Source organism: Bradyrhizobium sp. U87765 SZCCT0048 (assembly GCF_018131225.1).
Lineage (GTDB): Bacteria > Pseudomonadota > Alphaproteobacteria > Rhizobiales > Xanthobacteraceae > Bradyrhizobium_A.
This window is the reverse complement of sequence record NZ_JAFCMM010000001.1, coordinates 1,196,656-1,212,763: the sequence shown is the minus strand read 5'-3', so window position 1 is coordinate 1,212,763 and position 16,108 is coordinate 1,196,656. Positions and strand designations below refer to the sequence as shown.

Here is a 16,108-nt window from a genome sequence, read left to right as displayed (position 1 = left end):
CGGCCGGCTGGGCGCGCCGTCAGGCATTCTCCACGAGGAAATCGAGGAATGTGCGGACCTTCGGCGGCACGTGCCGGGTGCCCTGATAGACCGCGGACACCGGTAGCGGCGGCGGGCGGAAGTCGCCGAGCACTTCGACCAGGCGGCCGCTGACGAGATCGTCATGGACGGTGAAGTCGAGCAGCCGTGCAAAACCCGCATCGTTCAGGGCCGTCGTCAGCACGCCGAGAGGATGATCGAAGGTCATGCCCGGTTGCACCGCGACGGTGCGAATGCCGCCCTCGCCATCGGAGAAGGCCCACGGCATCAGACGGCCGGTATCGGGCATCAGCAGCCCGAGGCAGGCATGGTCGCGCAGATCGTCGGGAACGCGTGGTGTCCCATGCTGGCGGAGATAGGCTGGTGACGCGACGACGCAGGTCTGTGCGTCGTGCAGCTTGCGCACCACGAGGCCTGAGCCGCCGACGGCGCCGAGCCGGATCGACATGTCGACATTCTCGGCGACGAAGTCGATCACCGCATTGCTCAGCGAGGCCTCGACCCTGATCTGGCCGAGATAGCGTTCGACGTAGCGCGGCAGCAGCGGCAGCACGCGCTTTACGCCATACGTGTAGGGGAGGCTCAGCCGCAGGATGCCGCGCGGCATGCCGCGATGGCGCGTCAGCGTCTTCTCGACCTCATGTATGGTGTCGATCGCGTTGCGGCAGGTCGTGTAGTAGGTGCGGCCTTCCTCGGTCAGTCGGACGGCGCGGGTGGTGCGCTGGAACAGCTTGATGCCGAGCCGGTTCTCCAGCCGCTGCACCGCCTTGCTGATCGCGGAGGGCGTGGTGCCGAGTTCGGTCGCCGCCGCGGTAAAACTGCGGGCGCGCGCTGCGGCGCAGAACAATTCCACAGTGCTGAGCCGATTGGTGCTGCTGACGGTCATGCGCTCGATATCTTCCCGGCCGCGGCGGCGGCCTGGCGCCACGGTTCATTTGTGCCCGTTTGGCACAAATGAAGTGCCCGGTCATGCCTTCTGTCAAGGCGGGTTCGTTCCTAGAGTGCGGCGCACACCAAGATGGTGGCGACGGCGGCACGGGGCATTCGGTTCGCCGGCGGAATCCAGGGAGGACGAGGCAGGTGAAGACCTTCAGGAGGATGGTGTCCGCGCTCGCGCTGGCGGGCGGGATGGTCTCGGCGGCGCATGCGCAGGTGTCCGATGACGTGGTCAAGATCGGTGTGCTCACCGACATGTCGGGGCCGGCGTCGACGGCCACGGGACCGGGGTCGCTGGCGGCCGCGCAGATGGCGGTCGACGATTTCGGCGGTCAGGTGCTGGGCAAGCCCATCAAAGTCATTTCCGGCGATCATCAGCTCAAGCCCGACATTGGCGCGGCCCTGGCCCGGCGCTGGTATGACGTCGAGCAGGTCGATCTGATCGTCGACGTTCCGGTATCGGCGGTCGGTCTTGCCGTGCAGGGGGTGGCGAACGATCGCAAGAAGCTGTTCATCACCCAATCGACCGGTGCGGCCGACTTCCATGGCAAGTTCTGCAATCCCTATTCGATGCAGTGGGTGTTCGATACGAGAGCGCTGGCGGTCGGGACGGCGCAGGAGGTGGTGAAGCGCGGCGGCGACAGCTGGTTCTTCATCACCGACGATTATGCCTTTGGCCATTCGCTGGAGCGTGATGCATCCACGGTGATCAACAAGATGGGCGGCAAGATCCTCGGCTCGGTCCATCCGCCGTTCGCGACGCCGGATCTCTCGTCGTTCATCCTGCAGGCCCAGGCCTCCAAGTCCAAGATCATCGGCATCGCCGGCGGTCCGCCCAACAACACCACGGCGATCAAGACCGGCGGCGAGTTCGGCGTGTTCAAGGGCGGCCAGCAGATGGCGGCGCTGCTCGCGCTGATCACCGACATCGACTCGATCGGGCTGCAGTCGGCTGAAGGTCTGCTGCTGACGACGTCGTTCTACTGGGATCTCGACGATACCACGCGGGCGTGGTCGAAGCGCTACTTTGCCAGGATCAACCGCATGCCGACGATGTGGCAGGCCGGGGTCTATTCGGCGGTGTCGTCCTATCTCAACGCCATCAAGGCGGCGGGCACGGACGATCCGCTCAAGGTCGCAGCGAAGATGCGCGAGACACCGGTTTCCGACATGTTCACCCGCAACGGCAGGCTGCGCGAGGACGGCTTGATGGTGCATGACCTGATGCTGGTGCAGGTCAAATCGCCGGCAGAATCGAAGTATCCGTGGGACTACTACAAGATTCTCGCGACCATTCCGGGGGATGAGGCCTTCGGCCCGCCGGACCCCGCCTGTCCGCTGGTGAAAAAATAGCGGACGGAGAGCCTGCACGTCGAGTGGCCTGATCCGCCGTCCGGCCTGATCCACGGGACCCAACCGTGCATCGGGCCGGCGGCGGAGAGAACTTCCGTCGGACTACTTCTTGAGCACGCCTGCAATCGCGTCCAGTGTGAGGGACGGGACGAACGTCTTGTCGATATAGCGGGCGCGGACGTCGTCGGGCTCGAGCTCCTTCAGCTTTCTTGGCGCAATGGCGTCGCCATGTCCCTGCGTCCAGGCGGACTCCCAGAGCATGGCGAGATAGCATGCACCAAGCGCCATCACCTCGACGGTCTGCTCTCCAAGATCATCCCACATGGCGTCGAGCGTTGCCTTGCCGGTCCCGGCGCCGGCGTTCTCATAGCTGTCGAGAATGGTCATCGGCGGCAGGATTTTGGCGACGCGATCCATCAATGTCACGGTCGCCTTCGCGACGTCATGGCCGGTGCTGCAGAGTGTGAGCCCGTGACCATCGCCGGCGTCGAGTTTGGCCTTGATCGCGGGCAACAGATCCGCGGCCTTGTACGCCAGCATCTTGGTCTCGTAGATGCTGTGCACGCCCTTGCCGTAGGGTACGTCTTCATCCTCACCGGATCGGGGATGGTGGCGGGTGACGATGCGTGACGGATCACCGTCGGACAGCACCGAGCCGTGGAGCGGCTGAGATCCGTCGCCCATGTAATGCGCGGCGGTGCCAGCTGCCGTGAGGAAGCCGACGACGTCGCCCTGCTCGGCGAACGCGGTCATGGCATCGAAAAACTGCCAGAGCCGGAATGGCAGCAGACCTTGCTTGAACTTGGAGCGATACCGCTTCGCTTCGTCGGCATTTCCTTCGGTGTCGGCCTTGGCGGCGAGATCGGCGTAGAATGCCTGCCAGGCTGCGACCGTGAGGTTGTTGTCATCGGCCAGGCACATCTCGCGGAAGGTCTTGCCGCCGGCACCGACGACGGCATCGATATCGGCATAGTGGTTGGGATGCTCGGGGCCATCGCTGCCGTGCGGGCCAGCCGAAACGTCGCGACCACCTTCACGGCCGTTCTTGCCATGGTCGAGTTTCTTCCAGATCTCGTCGGGCGCGTCAGCCAGCGGAACGAACGCGTCGCCGAGCTGCCCCACCGATGCGTCGAAATCCTTGTCCTCGATCTTGTCCAGATCGAAGCTCAGCAGGCTGCTGTTGGCATTCAGAAAGCTCTTGAGGCGGCTGTTCCTGACCAGGGAAATGGCAAAGGTTGCGATGCTGTAGTGACCGGTGCGGCCCCAATAGCCCGAGACGCCGCGAGACTGGTCGGTGACCAGCTCGACGTCGAGCAGCCGGCAGACGTTGCTGAGGCTGGTTGCGATCGCGAATGTCGAGCGATGGCCGTCCTCGTCGAAAGTCTGTCCGCCCCATTCGACGGCGAGCGGCCTGAGATCGCGATCCAGCAGCGGCGTCGCCGGGCCTTTGGCCGGATCGGTGACGTCGAGATGCCAGATCATGCCGGAGTCGCCGTGGTGGGTGGCGGTACCGTCGCGCGGACTGATGAGAAAGTCTCCGACATAGTCGTATCCGCCGACCGAGCGGTAGCGGTAGAACAGCGCCTTGATCGTTCCGCTGAGAATGCCGGACGCCGCGCCGCGGCCGATAACCGGTTGATCGATCAGCCTGAGCGACAGGTTGCGCTCATGAACGTCGGCGAGCGGGCCCGATGGCGGGAAGCCGAAGGTGTTGGACGTCCAGTCGTCGATCGCGTCGAGCTTGACCAGGCCGGCGTCGAGGGCGACGTAAGAGCGGCGCCCCGGGAAGTCCGAATAGACGTCGGAGAACGATTTCCGGGTCAACTGGTGAGCCGAGCTGACGCCGATGGTGGTCTTGCCGCCGCGGAGCTGACTCCTGATCACCGTGCCTGGTTCGCCGCAGGCGTGACGTGCAGTGAGCGCATAAGTCGTCTGGCCATCGGAGACAAGGCATCCGGCGGTTGCAAACCGCTCGATGCCTTGGGAGGTGATGATGATTGGAGCGCCGCCGCCGAGCTGGTAGGCGGGAAGGTTGCCCGGCGCATCATAGGCGGCGTCATCCCGGCTCGCAGCCTCGTCGACCTGCACGACGCAAACGGGGACGGCCCTGCCGTCAGCAAGGTACAGCGTCTTCGGAACGATCTGGGCCGGATTGTAGCGCCCACCGGGGCCGAATGCTTCCTCGGCAGCCCATGATCGCACGAAGGCCAGGATGCAAGGCCACGAATAGTCGCGCACTTCGGAGTTTCGCAACGTGCGTGGATAGGTCTTCTTGTTGGGCGGCGACTTCGCTTCGCCCTTGCGTCTGGGCCACTCCTCGTCCTTCCGGATGAGATAAAGCCCGATCGCGGTGCCCACAACGTTGGCCTTGCTCAGCAGGTGGTAATGATAGGTGTCGCGTGCTTCGAGCAGGTCGTGAACCGACAGGCTGGCGAAATTGTAATCGAGATCGAGAACTGTCATGGCGCTATCCAGCAAATGGACCGTCGTGCGATCATGCCGACGGATCATGAAAATGAATTGGTCGCAAACACGATATGAAAACAAAGCTGGATGCTATCAGGCAGACGGCGCGGTCGCCAGTTGACGCGCGAACGGGGTGCTGCGTCGAAACGTCCGATCAGGAGGCTTGCCAAGCGGCTTCATGTTCGTGTCATGATATTGAAGTGTACTGAGCTTGGTCTCGCGGCCGGTTGGTCTGCATTCGGTCATCGGGCGTGCCGGTCCCGCCGCGTCGCTGCCCCGTGAGCCGGTCGGCGTCATTTCAAGGAAATTTCCAAAACTGCTTCGCGCCAAACCGCTGGCCGCAGGCCTTGCACCGTCTCCGCAATCCAAAGAAGCTTTCCCGAAGCTGGACAGTCGATCCGGCGGGGACCCATGAGCGTTGCTGCCGGTTTTGCCCGGCGGCGCGGGTCTGGGAAGGAAACAGGGTCGGACCAGCCGGAAGCTGTGTATTGCAGCCGGGCTGCCCCGACGCATGGGGGAGGAAACCCAGTGCTGGACGCATATTTCAAGCTCAAGGAGCAGGGCACTTCGGTGCGCACGGAGGTCATTGCCGGGATCACCACGTTCCTGACGATGTCCTACATCATCTTCGTCAACCCTGAGATCCTGTCGACCACCGGCATGGATCGTAATGCGGTGTTTGTCGCCACGTGCCTCGCGGCAGCGCTGGGCTCGCTGGTGATGGGGCTGTACGCGCGCTGGCCGATCGGCATGGCGCCAGGCATGGGCCTGAACGCCTTCTTCGCCTTCACCGTGGTCGGCGCCATGGGGTTTTCCTGGCAGCAGGCCCTTGGCGCCGTCTTCATCTCGGGCATCATCTTTCTCGTCCTGACGGTCAGTGGTGTGCGCAGCTGGCTGATTTCCGGTATTCCGCACTCGATGCGCAGCGCCATCGGCGCCGGTGTCGGATTGTTCCTGGCTATCATCGCGCTCAAGAGCTCCGGCATCGTCGTCGCCAACCCGGCGACTTATGTGACGCTCGGTGACGTGACCAAGGTTGGCCCGCTGCTGGCGATCCTCGGCTTTTTCATCATTGCCGGCCTCGACGGACTCAAGGTGCGGGGCGCGATCCTGATCGGCATTCTGGCGATCACGGTGCTGTCGATGGCGCTCGGCGTCAGCAAATTCAATGGTGTGGTGTCGGCGCCGCCGAGCATTCTGCCGACCTTCCTGCAGCTCGACCTTCTCGGGGCGCTGCATGGCGGATTGCTGCATGTCATCCTGGTGTTCGTGCTGGTCGAGGTGTTCGACGCGACGGGAACGTTGATCGGCGTCGCCAAGCGCGCCGGGCTGATCGAGGAGGGCAAGCCCAGCCAGCTCGGCCGTGCGCTGCTCGCCGACTCGACCGCGATCGTTGCCGGCTCGCTGCTCGGGACCAGCAGCACCACCGCTTATGTCGAGAGCGCTTCGGGTGTACAGGCTGGCGGCCGTACCGGATTGACGGCTCTGGTGGTGGCGCTGCTGTTCGTTGCGGCGCTGCTGTTCTCTCCTTTGGCGGGCTCGGTCCCGGTCTATGCCACAGCGCCCGCGCTGCTGTATGTCGCAGGACTGATGTTGCGCGAACTTGTTGAAATCGATTGGAACGATGTCACGGAGGCCGCGCCCGCGGCTCTGACCGCGCTGATGATGCCGTTCACCTACTCGATCGCCAATGGTCTGGCGTTCGGCTTCATCAGCTACGCGGTGCTGAAGACGGTGACGGGCCGGTTCCGTGAAGTCCATGCGGCGACCTGGCTGGTGGCAGCGCTGTTCGTGATCCGCTTCGCGCTCGTCGCCGGCTGACACGGTCGAGCCCCAAAAAAGACGGCCCGGGCCTTCGTGGGCCTGGGCCGTTCTGTTTTGTCTCGGGTTTGAGTGAAACCGCTCGTCCGGAGCGCGGCGCGACCGCTGGTGGGGCGCGCCGCGTTGTATGGACCGCCGCTCTCAGAACTTGACGGACACGCCGGAATGCAGCGACTTCTCGGTGCAGCTCTTGTTGTTGACGCCATTGGCGAAGAAGCAGACGCCGTTGGCGGGATTGCCGTCGTCGAGGCCGAACTTGTTCTCCCAGTAGCGGTAGGCGACCCAGACATCGACGAAGTGAGTGTATTTCGGCCCCCAGAACGCTTTGCTGGCGTCGAAGGTCAGGCGGATCGGCTCGCTGTTGATCTCCATCTTGGTCGCGTTGGTCGCCGGGATGGTGTAGTTGCCGTAGGCTCCGGTGCCCTTGGGCCCGTAGAAGCCGGCGCGGCCGCTGACCGCGAAGTACCGCAGGCTCTCCGGCAGGAAGCCGAGATCCATGTAGTAGTTGACCTCCACCGCCCAGGTCGGATGGAAGTGGGTGTTGCCGTCGGGAATGCCGGTGAAGCCGGCCGGCATGAAGCCGGGCGTCAGGAAGGCGTTGTGATTCCACTCCTGGTAATACAGCGGCGAGACGTTGAAGAAGCCCTTGTAGGGCAGGTCGAAGGCGAACTGCAGGCCGGCGACGACGTCCTTCTTGTTCGGCGCCAGGAACTGGTTCTCGGTCTCGCCGTCGGCGCCGACGATGAACGAGATGTTGCTGAGCGGGCCGATCGAGAACGCCTTGGTGTTGAAGATCTGATTCCAGCCGAAGGTGCTGCGGAACAGGCCGTAGAACTCCATGGCGCCGGCGCAGTTGTTGGCAACGCCGACGGTCGGCAGGCAGGGCGACGCCGGATCGCGGCTGTCGGACTTCAGCAGCTCGAGGTTGATGAAATTGGTGCCGTAGGCCCAGACGTCGAAGTGGGTGAAGGCGAACACCTGCTTGGCGGTGCGATCGGCCGCGCCCGGCGACGTCGCGGTGAACTGATAGGCGTAAGTCAGGCGGTTGTCGTTGACGATGAAGAACGGCAGGTCGAGCACCGACTTCGGCGCTTTCGTCGGCATGTCGACGTCGGCGGCAAGGGCAGAGCTCGCCATGAATGTGAGGCTGGCCGCAATGGCAATCGATTTGCAAGACATGGATATTTCCCCCTGAATGTTTGATTTGCTCTGTGCTTTGGACATGACGAGGCGATCGGCGAGCGCCTTGCGGCACTCGTCGTTCATTGGCTTCAGCGCCGTACGTTCCCCCAACGTACCTGCGGGCCTGATGTGAAAAGTGGTCAGTTGCGCCGACGCCCGTCACGGTGACGAGGCGTCGGAAGTCCGGAAAATGGCAGCGCGTCTGCTGGCGCGATCACGCAACCCGGCGACTGGCGTCGGTTTGTGCGGTCACGTCGGCGGCAAAAATCGTGATCAATTCGGCGGCGGCGAGTGCGGCAATCACGGCGGGGCGCTTGTCGCGAACGGATGGACTGCCGATCGGGCAGGTGATGCGTGCAATGTCGCGCGCGTCGATGCCCTGCTGGCGGAAAGCGGCTTCGAAGCGCTTGCGCTTGGTGCGCGAGCCGATGATGCCGAGATAGCGAAAGTCGCCGCGCTCCAGCACCGCGCCTGCAATCAGGGCGTCGAGCGCGTGGCTGTGGGTCATCACGAGATAGGCGGCATCGGTCGGCGCAGCCTCGACCTCGGTCAGGGTGCGGTCAGTGACGACCTGCACGATGCCACGCGCGTCGAAGCCGGCGAATTCGGCGGCCCGGTTGTCGATCAGGCGGACATGGAAGGGCAGGGGCGCCAATGCACTGGCGAGCGCGCGGCCGACGAACCCGGCGCCGAAGATCAGAATCTGCGGCCGGCTGGCGCGCTCGGCAGCTTCGCTCGTGATCATCGCCGCGAGGGTCTGCGCATCGGCGCGCGCGATGGTCAGGGTGACATGGCCGCCGCAGCACTGGCCGATCGCGGGACCGAGCGGAATCTCCAGGGTGCGATGGCTGCCGCCGGAGGCAAGCAGCTCGCGCGCCACGGCGATCGCGTCCCATTCGAACCTGCCGCCGCCGATGGTCCCTTCCGTTTGGTCGACGGTGACCAGCATGGCCGCGCCGGCTTCCCGCGGCGTCGACCCCCGCGCGTCGGCGACGACCACGCGCGCGACGTCAATGCCGGCTGCAAGGAAGGTCGCGAGCGTCTCGGCGAGGCCCCGGGTCATGGCATCCTCACGCTTTCGCTGCGGCGCGCATCCGCTCGACGGCGTCGAGCACCCGTTCGGGCGTCGCCGGGGCATCGAGGCGCGGACAATGGCGATGGCCGGCCACGCTGGCCACCGCATCGGAAATGGCATGCAACGCCGAGACGCCGAGCGGCAATGGCGGCTCGCCAACCGCCTTGGAGCGGAAGATGCTCTCCTCGCGGTTTTGCCCGTCGTACAGCGCGACGTTGAAGATGCGCGGTCGATCGCTGCAGGCCGGGATCTTGTAGGTCGATGGCGCATGGGTGCGCAGCCGGCCCTTGCCGTCCCACCACAGCTCTTCCGTGGTCAGCCAGCCGGCGCCCTGGACGTACGCACCTTCGATCTGGCCGATGTCGAGGATCGGATTGAGCGAGCGGCCGCAGTCGTGGAGGATGTCGACGCGTTCGATACGATATTCGCCGGTCAGCGTGTCGATGGCCACCTCGCTGCAGGCTGCGCCATAGGCGAAGTAGTAGAATGGACGGCCGCGGCCGGCCTGGCGATCCCAGTGGATTTTGGGCGTCTTGTAGAATCCCGTCGCCGACAGCTGGACACGGGCGAGATAGGCCTGCTTGACCACGTCGGCGAAAGGAACCTCCTGGCTGCCGATGCGCAGGCGGTTCGGCAGGAAGGCGACCTCGTCCCTCGGCACGCCCCACTTCTCCGAGGCAAAGGCGATCAGCCGCTCCTTGATGGTCAGTGCGGCGGCTTCTGCTGCCTTGCCATTGAGGTCGGCGCCGGACGATGCGGCGGTCGGCGACGTGTTCGGGACCTTGGCGGTGGTGGTGGCGGTGATCTTGATGCGGGAAATGTCGATCTGCAGCACCTCTGCCACGACCTGGGCGACCTTGATGTAGAGGCCCTGGCCCATTTCGGTGCCGCCGTGATTGATCTGCACGCTACCGTCCGTATAGACGAGCAGCAGGGCACCCGCCTGGTTCGACGACGTCAGCGTGAACGAAATGCCGAATTTCACCGGCGTCAGCGCGATTCCGCGCTTGATCACCGGGCTGCCCGCATTGGCGCTGTGGATCGCCGTACGGCGCGCCCGGTAGTCACAGTCGCGCTCCAGCTTCTCGACCAGTTCGAGGGCAATATTGTCTTCCACCGTCTGGTGGTAGGGCGTGAGGTCGCGGCCGGCGTCGCCGTAGAAATTGCGCTTGCGCACATCCAGCGGATCGAGGCCGGTGGCGTAGGCGATCTCCTCGATCAGGCGCTCGGCGCCGACGATGCCTTGCGGACCGCCGAAGCCGCGGAAGGCCGTGTTGGACACGGTGTTGGTCTTCAGCGGTTCGGACACCGCGCGCACGGCGGGATAGAAGTAGCAGTTGTCGGCATGGAACAGGGCGCGGTCGGTCACGGGACCGGACAGGTCGGCCGACCAGCCGCACTTGGCGGCAAAGGTCATGTCGACGCCGTGGATACGGCCGTCGTCGTCGAAGCCGATGTCATAGTCGACGGTGAAGTCGTGACGCTTGCCGGTCATTACCATGTCGTCGTCGCGGTCGGGACGAACCTTGGCGGCGCGATTGAGGTGCTTGGCGACGATCGCGGCGTAGCAGGCGAAAGCGCTGCACTGGGTTTCCTTGCCGCCGAAGCCGCCGCCCATGCGCCGGACTTCCACGGTCACGGCATGAGCCGCGACGCCGAGCGTCGCCGCCACCATGTGCTGCACTTCGGTGGGGTTCTGGGTCGAGGAATAGACGGTGACGTCGTCCTCCTCGCCGGGCACGGCGAAAGCGATCTGGCTTTCGAGGTAGAAGTGCTCCTGACCGCCGATCTGCAGCCGGGCCTGGATACGGCGCGGGGATGCGGCGAGCGCGGCGGCGGCATCGCCACGCACCAGCGTCATGGGAGTGGTCACCATCTTGCCGGCGACCTTGGCGGAGTCGATGTCGAGCACCGCCGGCAGGTCGTCATAGGTGACGGCGGCGAGGCGCACCGCGGCGCGGGCTTCGAGGCGGGTGCGCGCGGCGACCATGAAGAGCGGCTGGCCGACGAATTCGACGCGGTCGCGGGCCAGCAGCGGCTCGTCATGAAGGTGCTGCGGACTGACGTCGTTGGCGCCGGGAATATCCGCGGCGGTGAACACCGCCAGCACGCCAGGGGCGGCGCGCACCTTCGACAGGTCGATATCCACGATGCGGGCGTGCGCCCGCTCGCTGAGCCCGACATAGACATGAACCATGCCTTCCGGCTCGGGCATGTCGTCGATGTAGATGGCCTCTCCGGTGACATGGCGTCGGGCGCTGTCATGTGGCAGCGATGCCGACACGCCGCTCTTCAACGCCGCCTGTTGTGGGAATGTGCGTTCAACCCTGGACATGTGCGATCGCCTTGTCGCCGACGAGCCTGGTCTCGATCCCGGGATGCATCAGTTCGAGATGAAGCCGTTCGATGAGGTTCCGTGCGGCCCGCAGCCGGTAGTCGGCGCTGGCGCGCATGTCGGTCAGCGGGCTGAAGTCCTGCGCCAGAGCGGCCTTGGCCGCGGCCACCGCAGCCGTGTCGAACACCTGGCCGCGCAGCGCTTGTTCGGCCGCAGCCGCGCGCTTCGGCGTGGCGGCCATGCCGCCAAAGGCGAGACGGATGTCGGCGATGCGATCGCCGTCGAGCCGGACCCAGAACGCGCCGAGCACGGCGGAGATGTCCTGGTCGAAGCGCTTGGAGATCTTGTAGGCGCGGAAGCGTTCGCCTGATGCGGGTTTGGGGACGGTGATCCGCTCCACGAATTCGCCGGGCCGGCGGTCCTGCTTGCCATAGGCGATGAAGAAGTCGGCGAGCGGCAGCGCGCGGCGCTCGGCGCCACGGCGCAGATGCAGCGTGGCGCCCAGCGCGATCAGCGCCGGCGAGGCATCGCCGATCGGCGAGCCGTTGGCGATGTTGCCGCCGATGGTGCCGGCATTGCGGATCGGCGTCGAGGCGAGGCGGCGGATCAGTTCGCCGAGGTCGGGATAGTGGCGGGCCAGGAGGTCGCTGGCGTCGCTGTAGGTGACGCCGGCGCCGATGTCGATCGCGCCGCCGTGGTCGTCGAGAACCCGCAACTCGCGCACCCGTCCGATCCAGACCAGCGTCGGCAGTGAGCGCATGTGCTTGGTGATCCACAGCCCGACGTCGGTCGAGCCGGCGACGATGGTGGCATCAGGGTTGGCGATGAGGAGGTCTGCCAGCGCGTCGGCGGTGGCTGGCGCATAGAAGTTGCCGGAGGGATCGCCGACATGGACGGTGGCATCGTCCTGCAACGCCTCGAGGCGCGACAATGTCTCGGCGGCTTGGCGGTCGAACCGATCGGCTTCGTTCCCGGCGCAGGCCTGCCGCGCGGCACGCGCGATCGGCGCATAGCCGGTACAGCGGCAGAGGTTGCCGGACAGGGCGTCGTCGATCGCCTGGTCGGTGGGAGCAGGGCCGCTCACCTTGCTGAAGGCGAACAGCGACATCACGAAACCCGGGGTACAGAAGCCGCACTGCGAGCCGTGCTGCTCGACCATCGCCGCCTGCACGGCATGCAGTGTGCCGTCGTTGTTCTTGAGATGCTCGACGGTGAGAAGCTGGCAGCCGTCGAGGCTGCCTACCGGCTGGATGCAGGCATTGACCGCACGATAGGTCAGCCGGCCGTTGTCCGGCCGCACCACTACCACGGTGCAGGCGCCGCAATCGCCTTCGTTGCAGCCTTCCTTGGTTCCGAGCTGACGCTTGGTGAGACGCAGCCAGTCGAGGACCGTCATCGTCGGGGCGATGCGATCGATCTCCTGCAGATCCCAGCCGAAGAAGAAACGAATGTGAGGTCGCAAGCGAGGTCCTCCGTCCGGGCAGTCAGCTGCCGCGGTAGGTACTATAGCCATAAGGTGAGATCAGCAGTGGCACATGGTAGTGGGCATTGGCGTCGGCGATGCCGAACCGGATCGGGATCTCGTCCAGAAACGGCGGCTCGGGAAGGTTGCCGTACTCGCGCCGCAGATAGGCGCCGGCGTGGAACACGAGCTCGTAGCGGCCGGGAACCATGGTGTCGCCGGAGAGCAGGGGGCCGTCGCAGCGTCCGTCGAGGTTGGTCTGGGTCTCGAGCAGGACCGTCGGTCCCCGGGCCTCGAGGCGGGACAACACGATGCCCAGGCGCACCGCCGGTCGGCCGTTCGTGGTGTCGAGGACGTGCGTCGTGAGACGCCCGCTACCGTGCTGGCTGGTCATAAGCGTTTCCTGTTGGGCCGCTATCCACGCGGCTTCCTTCAGCAGGAATAGTGCCACGTTCGCCGTCAACCGGCTTGCCGGGAGCTTCGGAAACATCTTTTGAAATTCCCGAAAGGCCAGCCGGCCGCAGCGCGCATAGTGTTGCGCGCTGTTTGCGCAAGGATATCACGCTCCATGACCGATACCACCGACTATCCCCGGGACCTCGCCGGCTATGGCCGGACCGTGCCGCAGGCCGCCTGGCCCGGCGGCGCCCGGATCGCCGTGCAGATCGTGATCAACTACGAGGAGGGCGGCGAAAACTGTATCCTCCATGGCGATGCCGCCTCGGAGGCGTTCCTGTCGGAGATCGTCGGTGCCCAGCCCTGGCCTGGGCAGCGCCACATGAACATGGAGTCGATCTACGAATATGGCAGCCGGGCCGGCTTCTGGCGGCTGTGGCGGCTGTTCACGCAACGAAACATTCCCGTGACCGTCTATGGCGTCGCCACGGCGCTGGCGCGCAATCCGGCGGCAGTCGTGGCTATGAAAGAGGCAGGCTGGGAGATCGCCAGCCATGGTTACAAGTGGATCGAGTACAAGGATATGCCGGCTGCGGCCGAGCGCGATGATCTCCTGCGCGCCATCGCACTGCACCGCGAGGTGACCGGGATGCGGCCGACGGGATGGTACCTGGGGCGCTGTTCCGAACACACCACGCGCCTGGTGATGGAGGAGGGCGGCTTCCTCTACTCGTCCGATTCCTATGCCGACGACCTGCCGTACTGGATTGAGGGCCCGCGCGGCCCGCACCTGATCGTTCCCTATACGCTGGACGCCAACGACATGCGCTTCGCCACCGCCCAGGGCTTCAACACCGGCGACCAGTTCTTTACCTACCTGAAGGACTCGTTCGACGTGCTCTATGCGGAGGGCGAAACGGCGCCGAAGGTGCTGTCGATCGGCCTGCATTGCCGGCTGATCGGACGCCCGGGCCGCATCGCCGCCCTGATGCGCTTCCTCGACTATGTGGCATCCCACCAGCAGGTGTGGTTCACCCGCCGTATCGATATCGCCCGGCACTGGCTGCGGCATCATCCGCCCGTCGGCGGCTTGCCGCCGAGCCGGATGTCGCTGATACAGTTCGTCGAGACCTTCGGCGACATTTTCGAGCATTCCCCCGAAATCGCCGAGGCTGCCTATCGCGGCGGCCTGCGCGCGGCCGACGATGTGGCGGAGGGACTGCATGCCAGCATGGTGGCCGCGATGCGGGCGCAGCCTGCGGCGCGGCAGCGGGCCCTGATCGATGCCCATCCGGATCTTGCCGGACGGCTGGCGCTCGCCAAGCAACTGACCGAGGACTCCACCCGCGAGCAGGGCGGCGCCGGCCTCGACCGGCTGACGCCGGCCGAGCTTGCCGAATTCACCGCGTTGAACGACCGTTACCGTGCCCGCTTCGGCTTTCCCTATATCCTCGCGGTGAAGGGGCGGGACAAGGCGGACATTCTCGCCAACTTCAAGAGCCGGATCGACAACAGTGTCGAGGCGGAGTTCGATGAGGCGTTGCGCCAGATCGAGCGGATCGCCTTGCTGCGGCTCAGGGATCGCCTGCCATGACCGATACCTTTCCGTTCGCCGTGGAGCGCGCGCTCCGCGGCCGCGTGCTGAGCTTCCAGGCCGATCCCCGGCTGGTCGGCGGCGCCGCCAGCCATCGCTATTGGGAAGACGGTCTGGTGCTGGTCGCGGGCGGCCGGATCGTCGCCGTTAGCGAGGCGGCGGCGCTGCTGCGCCGGTTGCCGCCGGATGTTGCCATCGACGACCATCGCGGCCGGCTGATCCTGCCCGGCTTCATCGATACGCACATCCACTACCCGCAGACCCGGGTCATCGCGTCCTATGGCGCGCAGCTGCTCGAGTGGCTGCAGAAATACACCTTCGTCGAGGAGCAGAAGCTGCGCCAGCAGGGCCATGCCGAATATGTCGCGCGCTTCTTCTTCGACGAGCTGCTGCGGCAGGGCACGACAACAGCAGTGGTCTATTGTTCGGTGCATCCGCAATCGGTCGAGGCGTTCTTTGCCGAGAGCGAGCGGCGCGGCACGCGGATGATCGCCGGCAAGGTGATGATGGACCGCAACGCGCCGGAGGCGCTGACCGACACGGCGGCGAGCGGCTATGAGGAAAGCCGTGGGCTGTTGCAGAAGTGGCATGGTCGCGGGCGGCAGCTCTACGCCATCACACCGCGCTTTGCGATCACCTCGACGCCGGAGCAGCTCGAGGCGAGCGGCGCGCTGGTACACGAGTTTCCCGACGCCTATGTGCAGACCCATCTCGGCGAGAATCTCGCGGAGATCGCACTGGTCAAGGAGCTGTTTCCAGCGGCGAAGACCTATACCGGGGTCTATGAGCGCTACGGATTGCTCGGGCCGCGGTCGATCTTCGGCCACTGCATCTATCTCGAGGACAGCGAGGTCGCAGCGCTGGCGGACAGTGGCTCGATCGCGGCGTTCTGTCCGACCTCGAACCTGTTCCTGGGCTCGGGCCTGTTCGACATGCGCCGTCTGCACCAGCACGGCGTGCGCGTCGGCGTTGCGACAGATGTCGGTGGCGGCACCAGCTATTCCATGCTGCAGACCGCCAATGAGGCCTACAAGGTGCTGCAGATGCAGGGCCAGAGCTGGCCGGCGCTGCAGGCGTTCTACATGATGACTCGCGGCAACGCCGCGGTGCTCGGCCTCGACGATCGCATCGGCCGTCTGGAGGAAGGTTTTGAAGCCGACATCATCGTGCTCGATGCTCGCGCGACCCCGGCCATGGCCCATCGCATGGAGTGCATCGACGGCGATCTCGCCGAGGAGCTGTTCCTGCTGATGACCCTCGGCGATGACCGCTGCGTGGCGGAGACCTATGTCGCGGGAAGGCCGGTGAAGCCGAAGGCCGTGTGAGCGCCCGTCTTCGGCTGGAAGCGATCGCACTTCCTGTATTTCTGCGTCATCACCGGGCCGGCGCGCCAGCGCCGTGACCCGGTGATCCAGCTTCAAGAAGCGCGTGTCGTGTGGCGATCAAGCT

The 16,108-nt window shown here is 65.4% G+C and carries 11 protein-coding genes; 4 read left to right on the top strand and 7 right to left on the bottom strand.

The window, feature by feature from the left end:
- Nucleotides 1-19 precede the first annotated feature (19 nt).
- Complete coding sequence (locus JQ639_RS05215; protein WP_211970949.1) at nt 20-925, bottom strand: LysR family transcriptional regulator; 906 nt, start codon at nt 923-925, stop codon at nt 20-22.
- A 212-nt stretch (nt 926-1,137) separates the two neighbouring features.
- On the opposite strand from JQ639_RS05215, the gene JQ639_RS05210 reads away from it, so the two are divergent.
- A complete protein-coding gene (locus tag JQ639_RS05210; protein ID WP_211971018.1) occupies nt 1,138-2,328 on the top strand; it encodes an ABC transporter substrate-binding protein in 1,191 nt (396 codons plus the stop codon).
- Between the two features lie 102 nt (nt 2,329-2,430).
- Here JQ639_RS05210 and JQ639_RS05205 read toward each other — a convergent pair whose 3' ends face one another.
- Nucleotides 2,431-4,791 (bottom strand): hypothetical protein, encoded by a 2,361-nt coding sequence (locus tag JQ639_RS05205; protein WP_211970947.1) that lies wholly within the window; start codon nt 4,789-4,791, stop codon nt 2,431-2,433.
- A gap of 531 nt (nt 4,792-5,322) precedes the next feature.
- Between JQ639_RS05205 and JQ639_RS05200 the strand changes: the two genes are divergently transcribed.
- Nucleotides 5,323-6,615: an NCS2 family permease gene (locus JQ639_RS05200; protein ID WP_211970943.1), complete on the top strand. Its 1,293-nt coding sequence runs from the start codon at nt 5,323-5,325 to the stop codon at nt 6,613-6,615.
- A gap of 141 nt (nt 6,616-6,756) precedes the next feature.
- Here the strand turns inward: JQ639_RS05200 and JQ639_RS05195 are convergent, their stop codons facing one another.
- The 5 genes from JQ639_RS05195 to uraH all read right to left on the bottom strand — a co-directional run bounded on the left by JQ639_RS05195 (nt 6,757) and on the right by uraH (nt 13,063).
- Nucleotides 6,757-7,800 carry a hypothetical protein gene (locus JQ639_RS05195; protein WP_211975026.1) on the bottom strand — a complete coding sequence of 348 codons (1,044 nt, stop codon included), beginning with the start codon at nt 7,798-7,800 and terminating at the stop codon, nt 6,757-6,759.
- 211 nt (nt 7,801-8,011) lie between these two features.
- The gene (gene xdhC / locus JQ639_RS05190) at nt 8,012-8,860 is read right to left on the bottom strand and encodes a xanthine dehydrogenase accessory protein XdhC (RefSeq protein ID WP_211969094.1); all 849 of its coding nucleotides are present in this window, start codon (nt 8,858-8,860) and stop codon (nt 8,012-8,014) included.
- 7 nt (nt 8,861-8,867) lie between these two features.
- On the bottom strand, nt 8,868-11,207 hold the full coding sequence (gene xdhB / locus JQ639_RS05185; RefSeq protein WP_211969095.1) for a xanthine dehydrogenase molybdopterin binding subunit: 2,340 nt from the start codon (nt 11,205-11,207) through the stop codon (nt 8,868-8,870).
- Nucleotides 11,194-12,720 (bottom strand): xanthine dehydrogenase small subunit, encoded by a 1,527-nt coding sequence (gene xdhA, locus JQ639_RS05180; protein WP_211969096.1) that lies wholly within the window; start codon nt 12,718-12,720, stop codon nt 11,194-11,196. The genes xdhB and xdhA overlap by 14 nt, the downstream gene beginning before the upstream one ends.
- A complete protein-coding gene (gene uraH, locus JQ639_RS05175) occupies nt 12,692-13,063 on the bottom strand; it encodes a hydroxyisourate hydrolase (protein ID WP_211969490.1) in 372 nt (123 codons plus the stop codon). The genes xdhA and uraH overlap by 29 nt, the downstream gene beginning before the upstream one ends.
- A gap of 174 nt (nt 13,064-13,237) precedes the next feature.
- Between uraH and puuE the strand changes: the two genes are divergently transcribed.
- Together puuE and guaD are read left to right on the top strand one after the other, a co-directional pair.
- Entirely contained in the window at nt 13,238-14,659 is a 1,422-nt protein-coding gene (gene puuE / locus JQ639_RS05170; RefSeq protein WP_211969097.1) for an allantoinase PuuE, read from the top strand.
- Entirely contained in the window at nt 14,656-15,984 is a 1,329-nt protein-coding gene (guaD, locus tag JQ639_RS05165) for a guanine deaminase (protein WP_211969098.1), read from the top strand. Before puuE ends, guaD begins: the two co-directional genes overlap by 4 nt.
- The last annotated feature ends 124 nt before the right edge of the window (nt 15,985-16,108 follow it).

What these genes read in the sequence shown, in the direction of transcription:
- xdhB (WP_211969095.1), bottom strand. Translation starts at nt 11,207, where the DNA reads ATGTCCAGGGTTGAACGCACATTCCCACAACAGGCGGCGTTGAAGAGC.
- uraH (WP_211969490.1), bottom strand. Translation starts at nt 13,063, where the DNA reads ATGACCAGCCAGCACGGTAGCGGGCGTCTCACGACGCACGTCCTCGAC.
- puuE (WP_211969097.1), top strand. Translation starts at nt 13,238, where the DNA reads ATGACCGATACCACCGACTATCCCCGGGACCTCGCCGGCTATGGCCGG.
- JQ639_RS05215 (WP_211970949.1), bottom strand. Translation starts at nt 925, where the DNA reads ATGACCGTCAGCAGCACCAATCGGCTCAGCACTGTGGAATTGTTCTGC.
- guaD (WP_211969098.1), top strand. Translation starts at nt 14,656, where the DNA reads ATGACCGATACCTTTCCGTTCGCCGTGGAGCGCGCGCTCCGCGGCCGC.
- JQ639_RS05210 (WP_211971018.1), top strand. Translation starts at nt 1,138, where the DNA reads ATGGTGTCCGCGCTCGCGCTGGCGGGCGGGATGGTCTCGGCGGCGCAT.
- xdhA (WP_211969096.1), bottom strand. Translation starts at nt 12,720, where the DNA reads ATGGCTATAGTACCTACCGCGGCAGCTGACTGCCCGGACGGAGGACCT.
- xdhC (WP_211969094.1), bottom strand. Translation starts at nt 8,860, where the DNA reads ATGACCCGGGGCCTCGCCGAGACGCTCGCGACCTTCCTTGCAGCCGGC.
- JQ639_RS05205 (WP_211970947.1), bottom strand. Translation starts at nt 4,791, where the DNA reads ATGACAGTTCTCGATCTCGATTACAATTTCGCCAGCCTGTCGGTTCAC.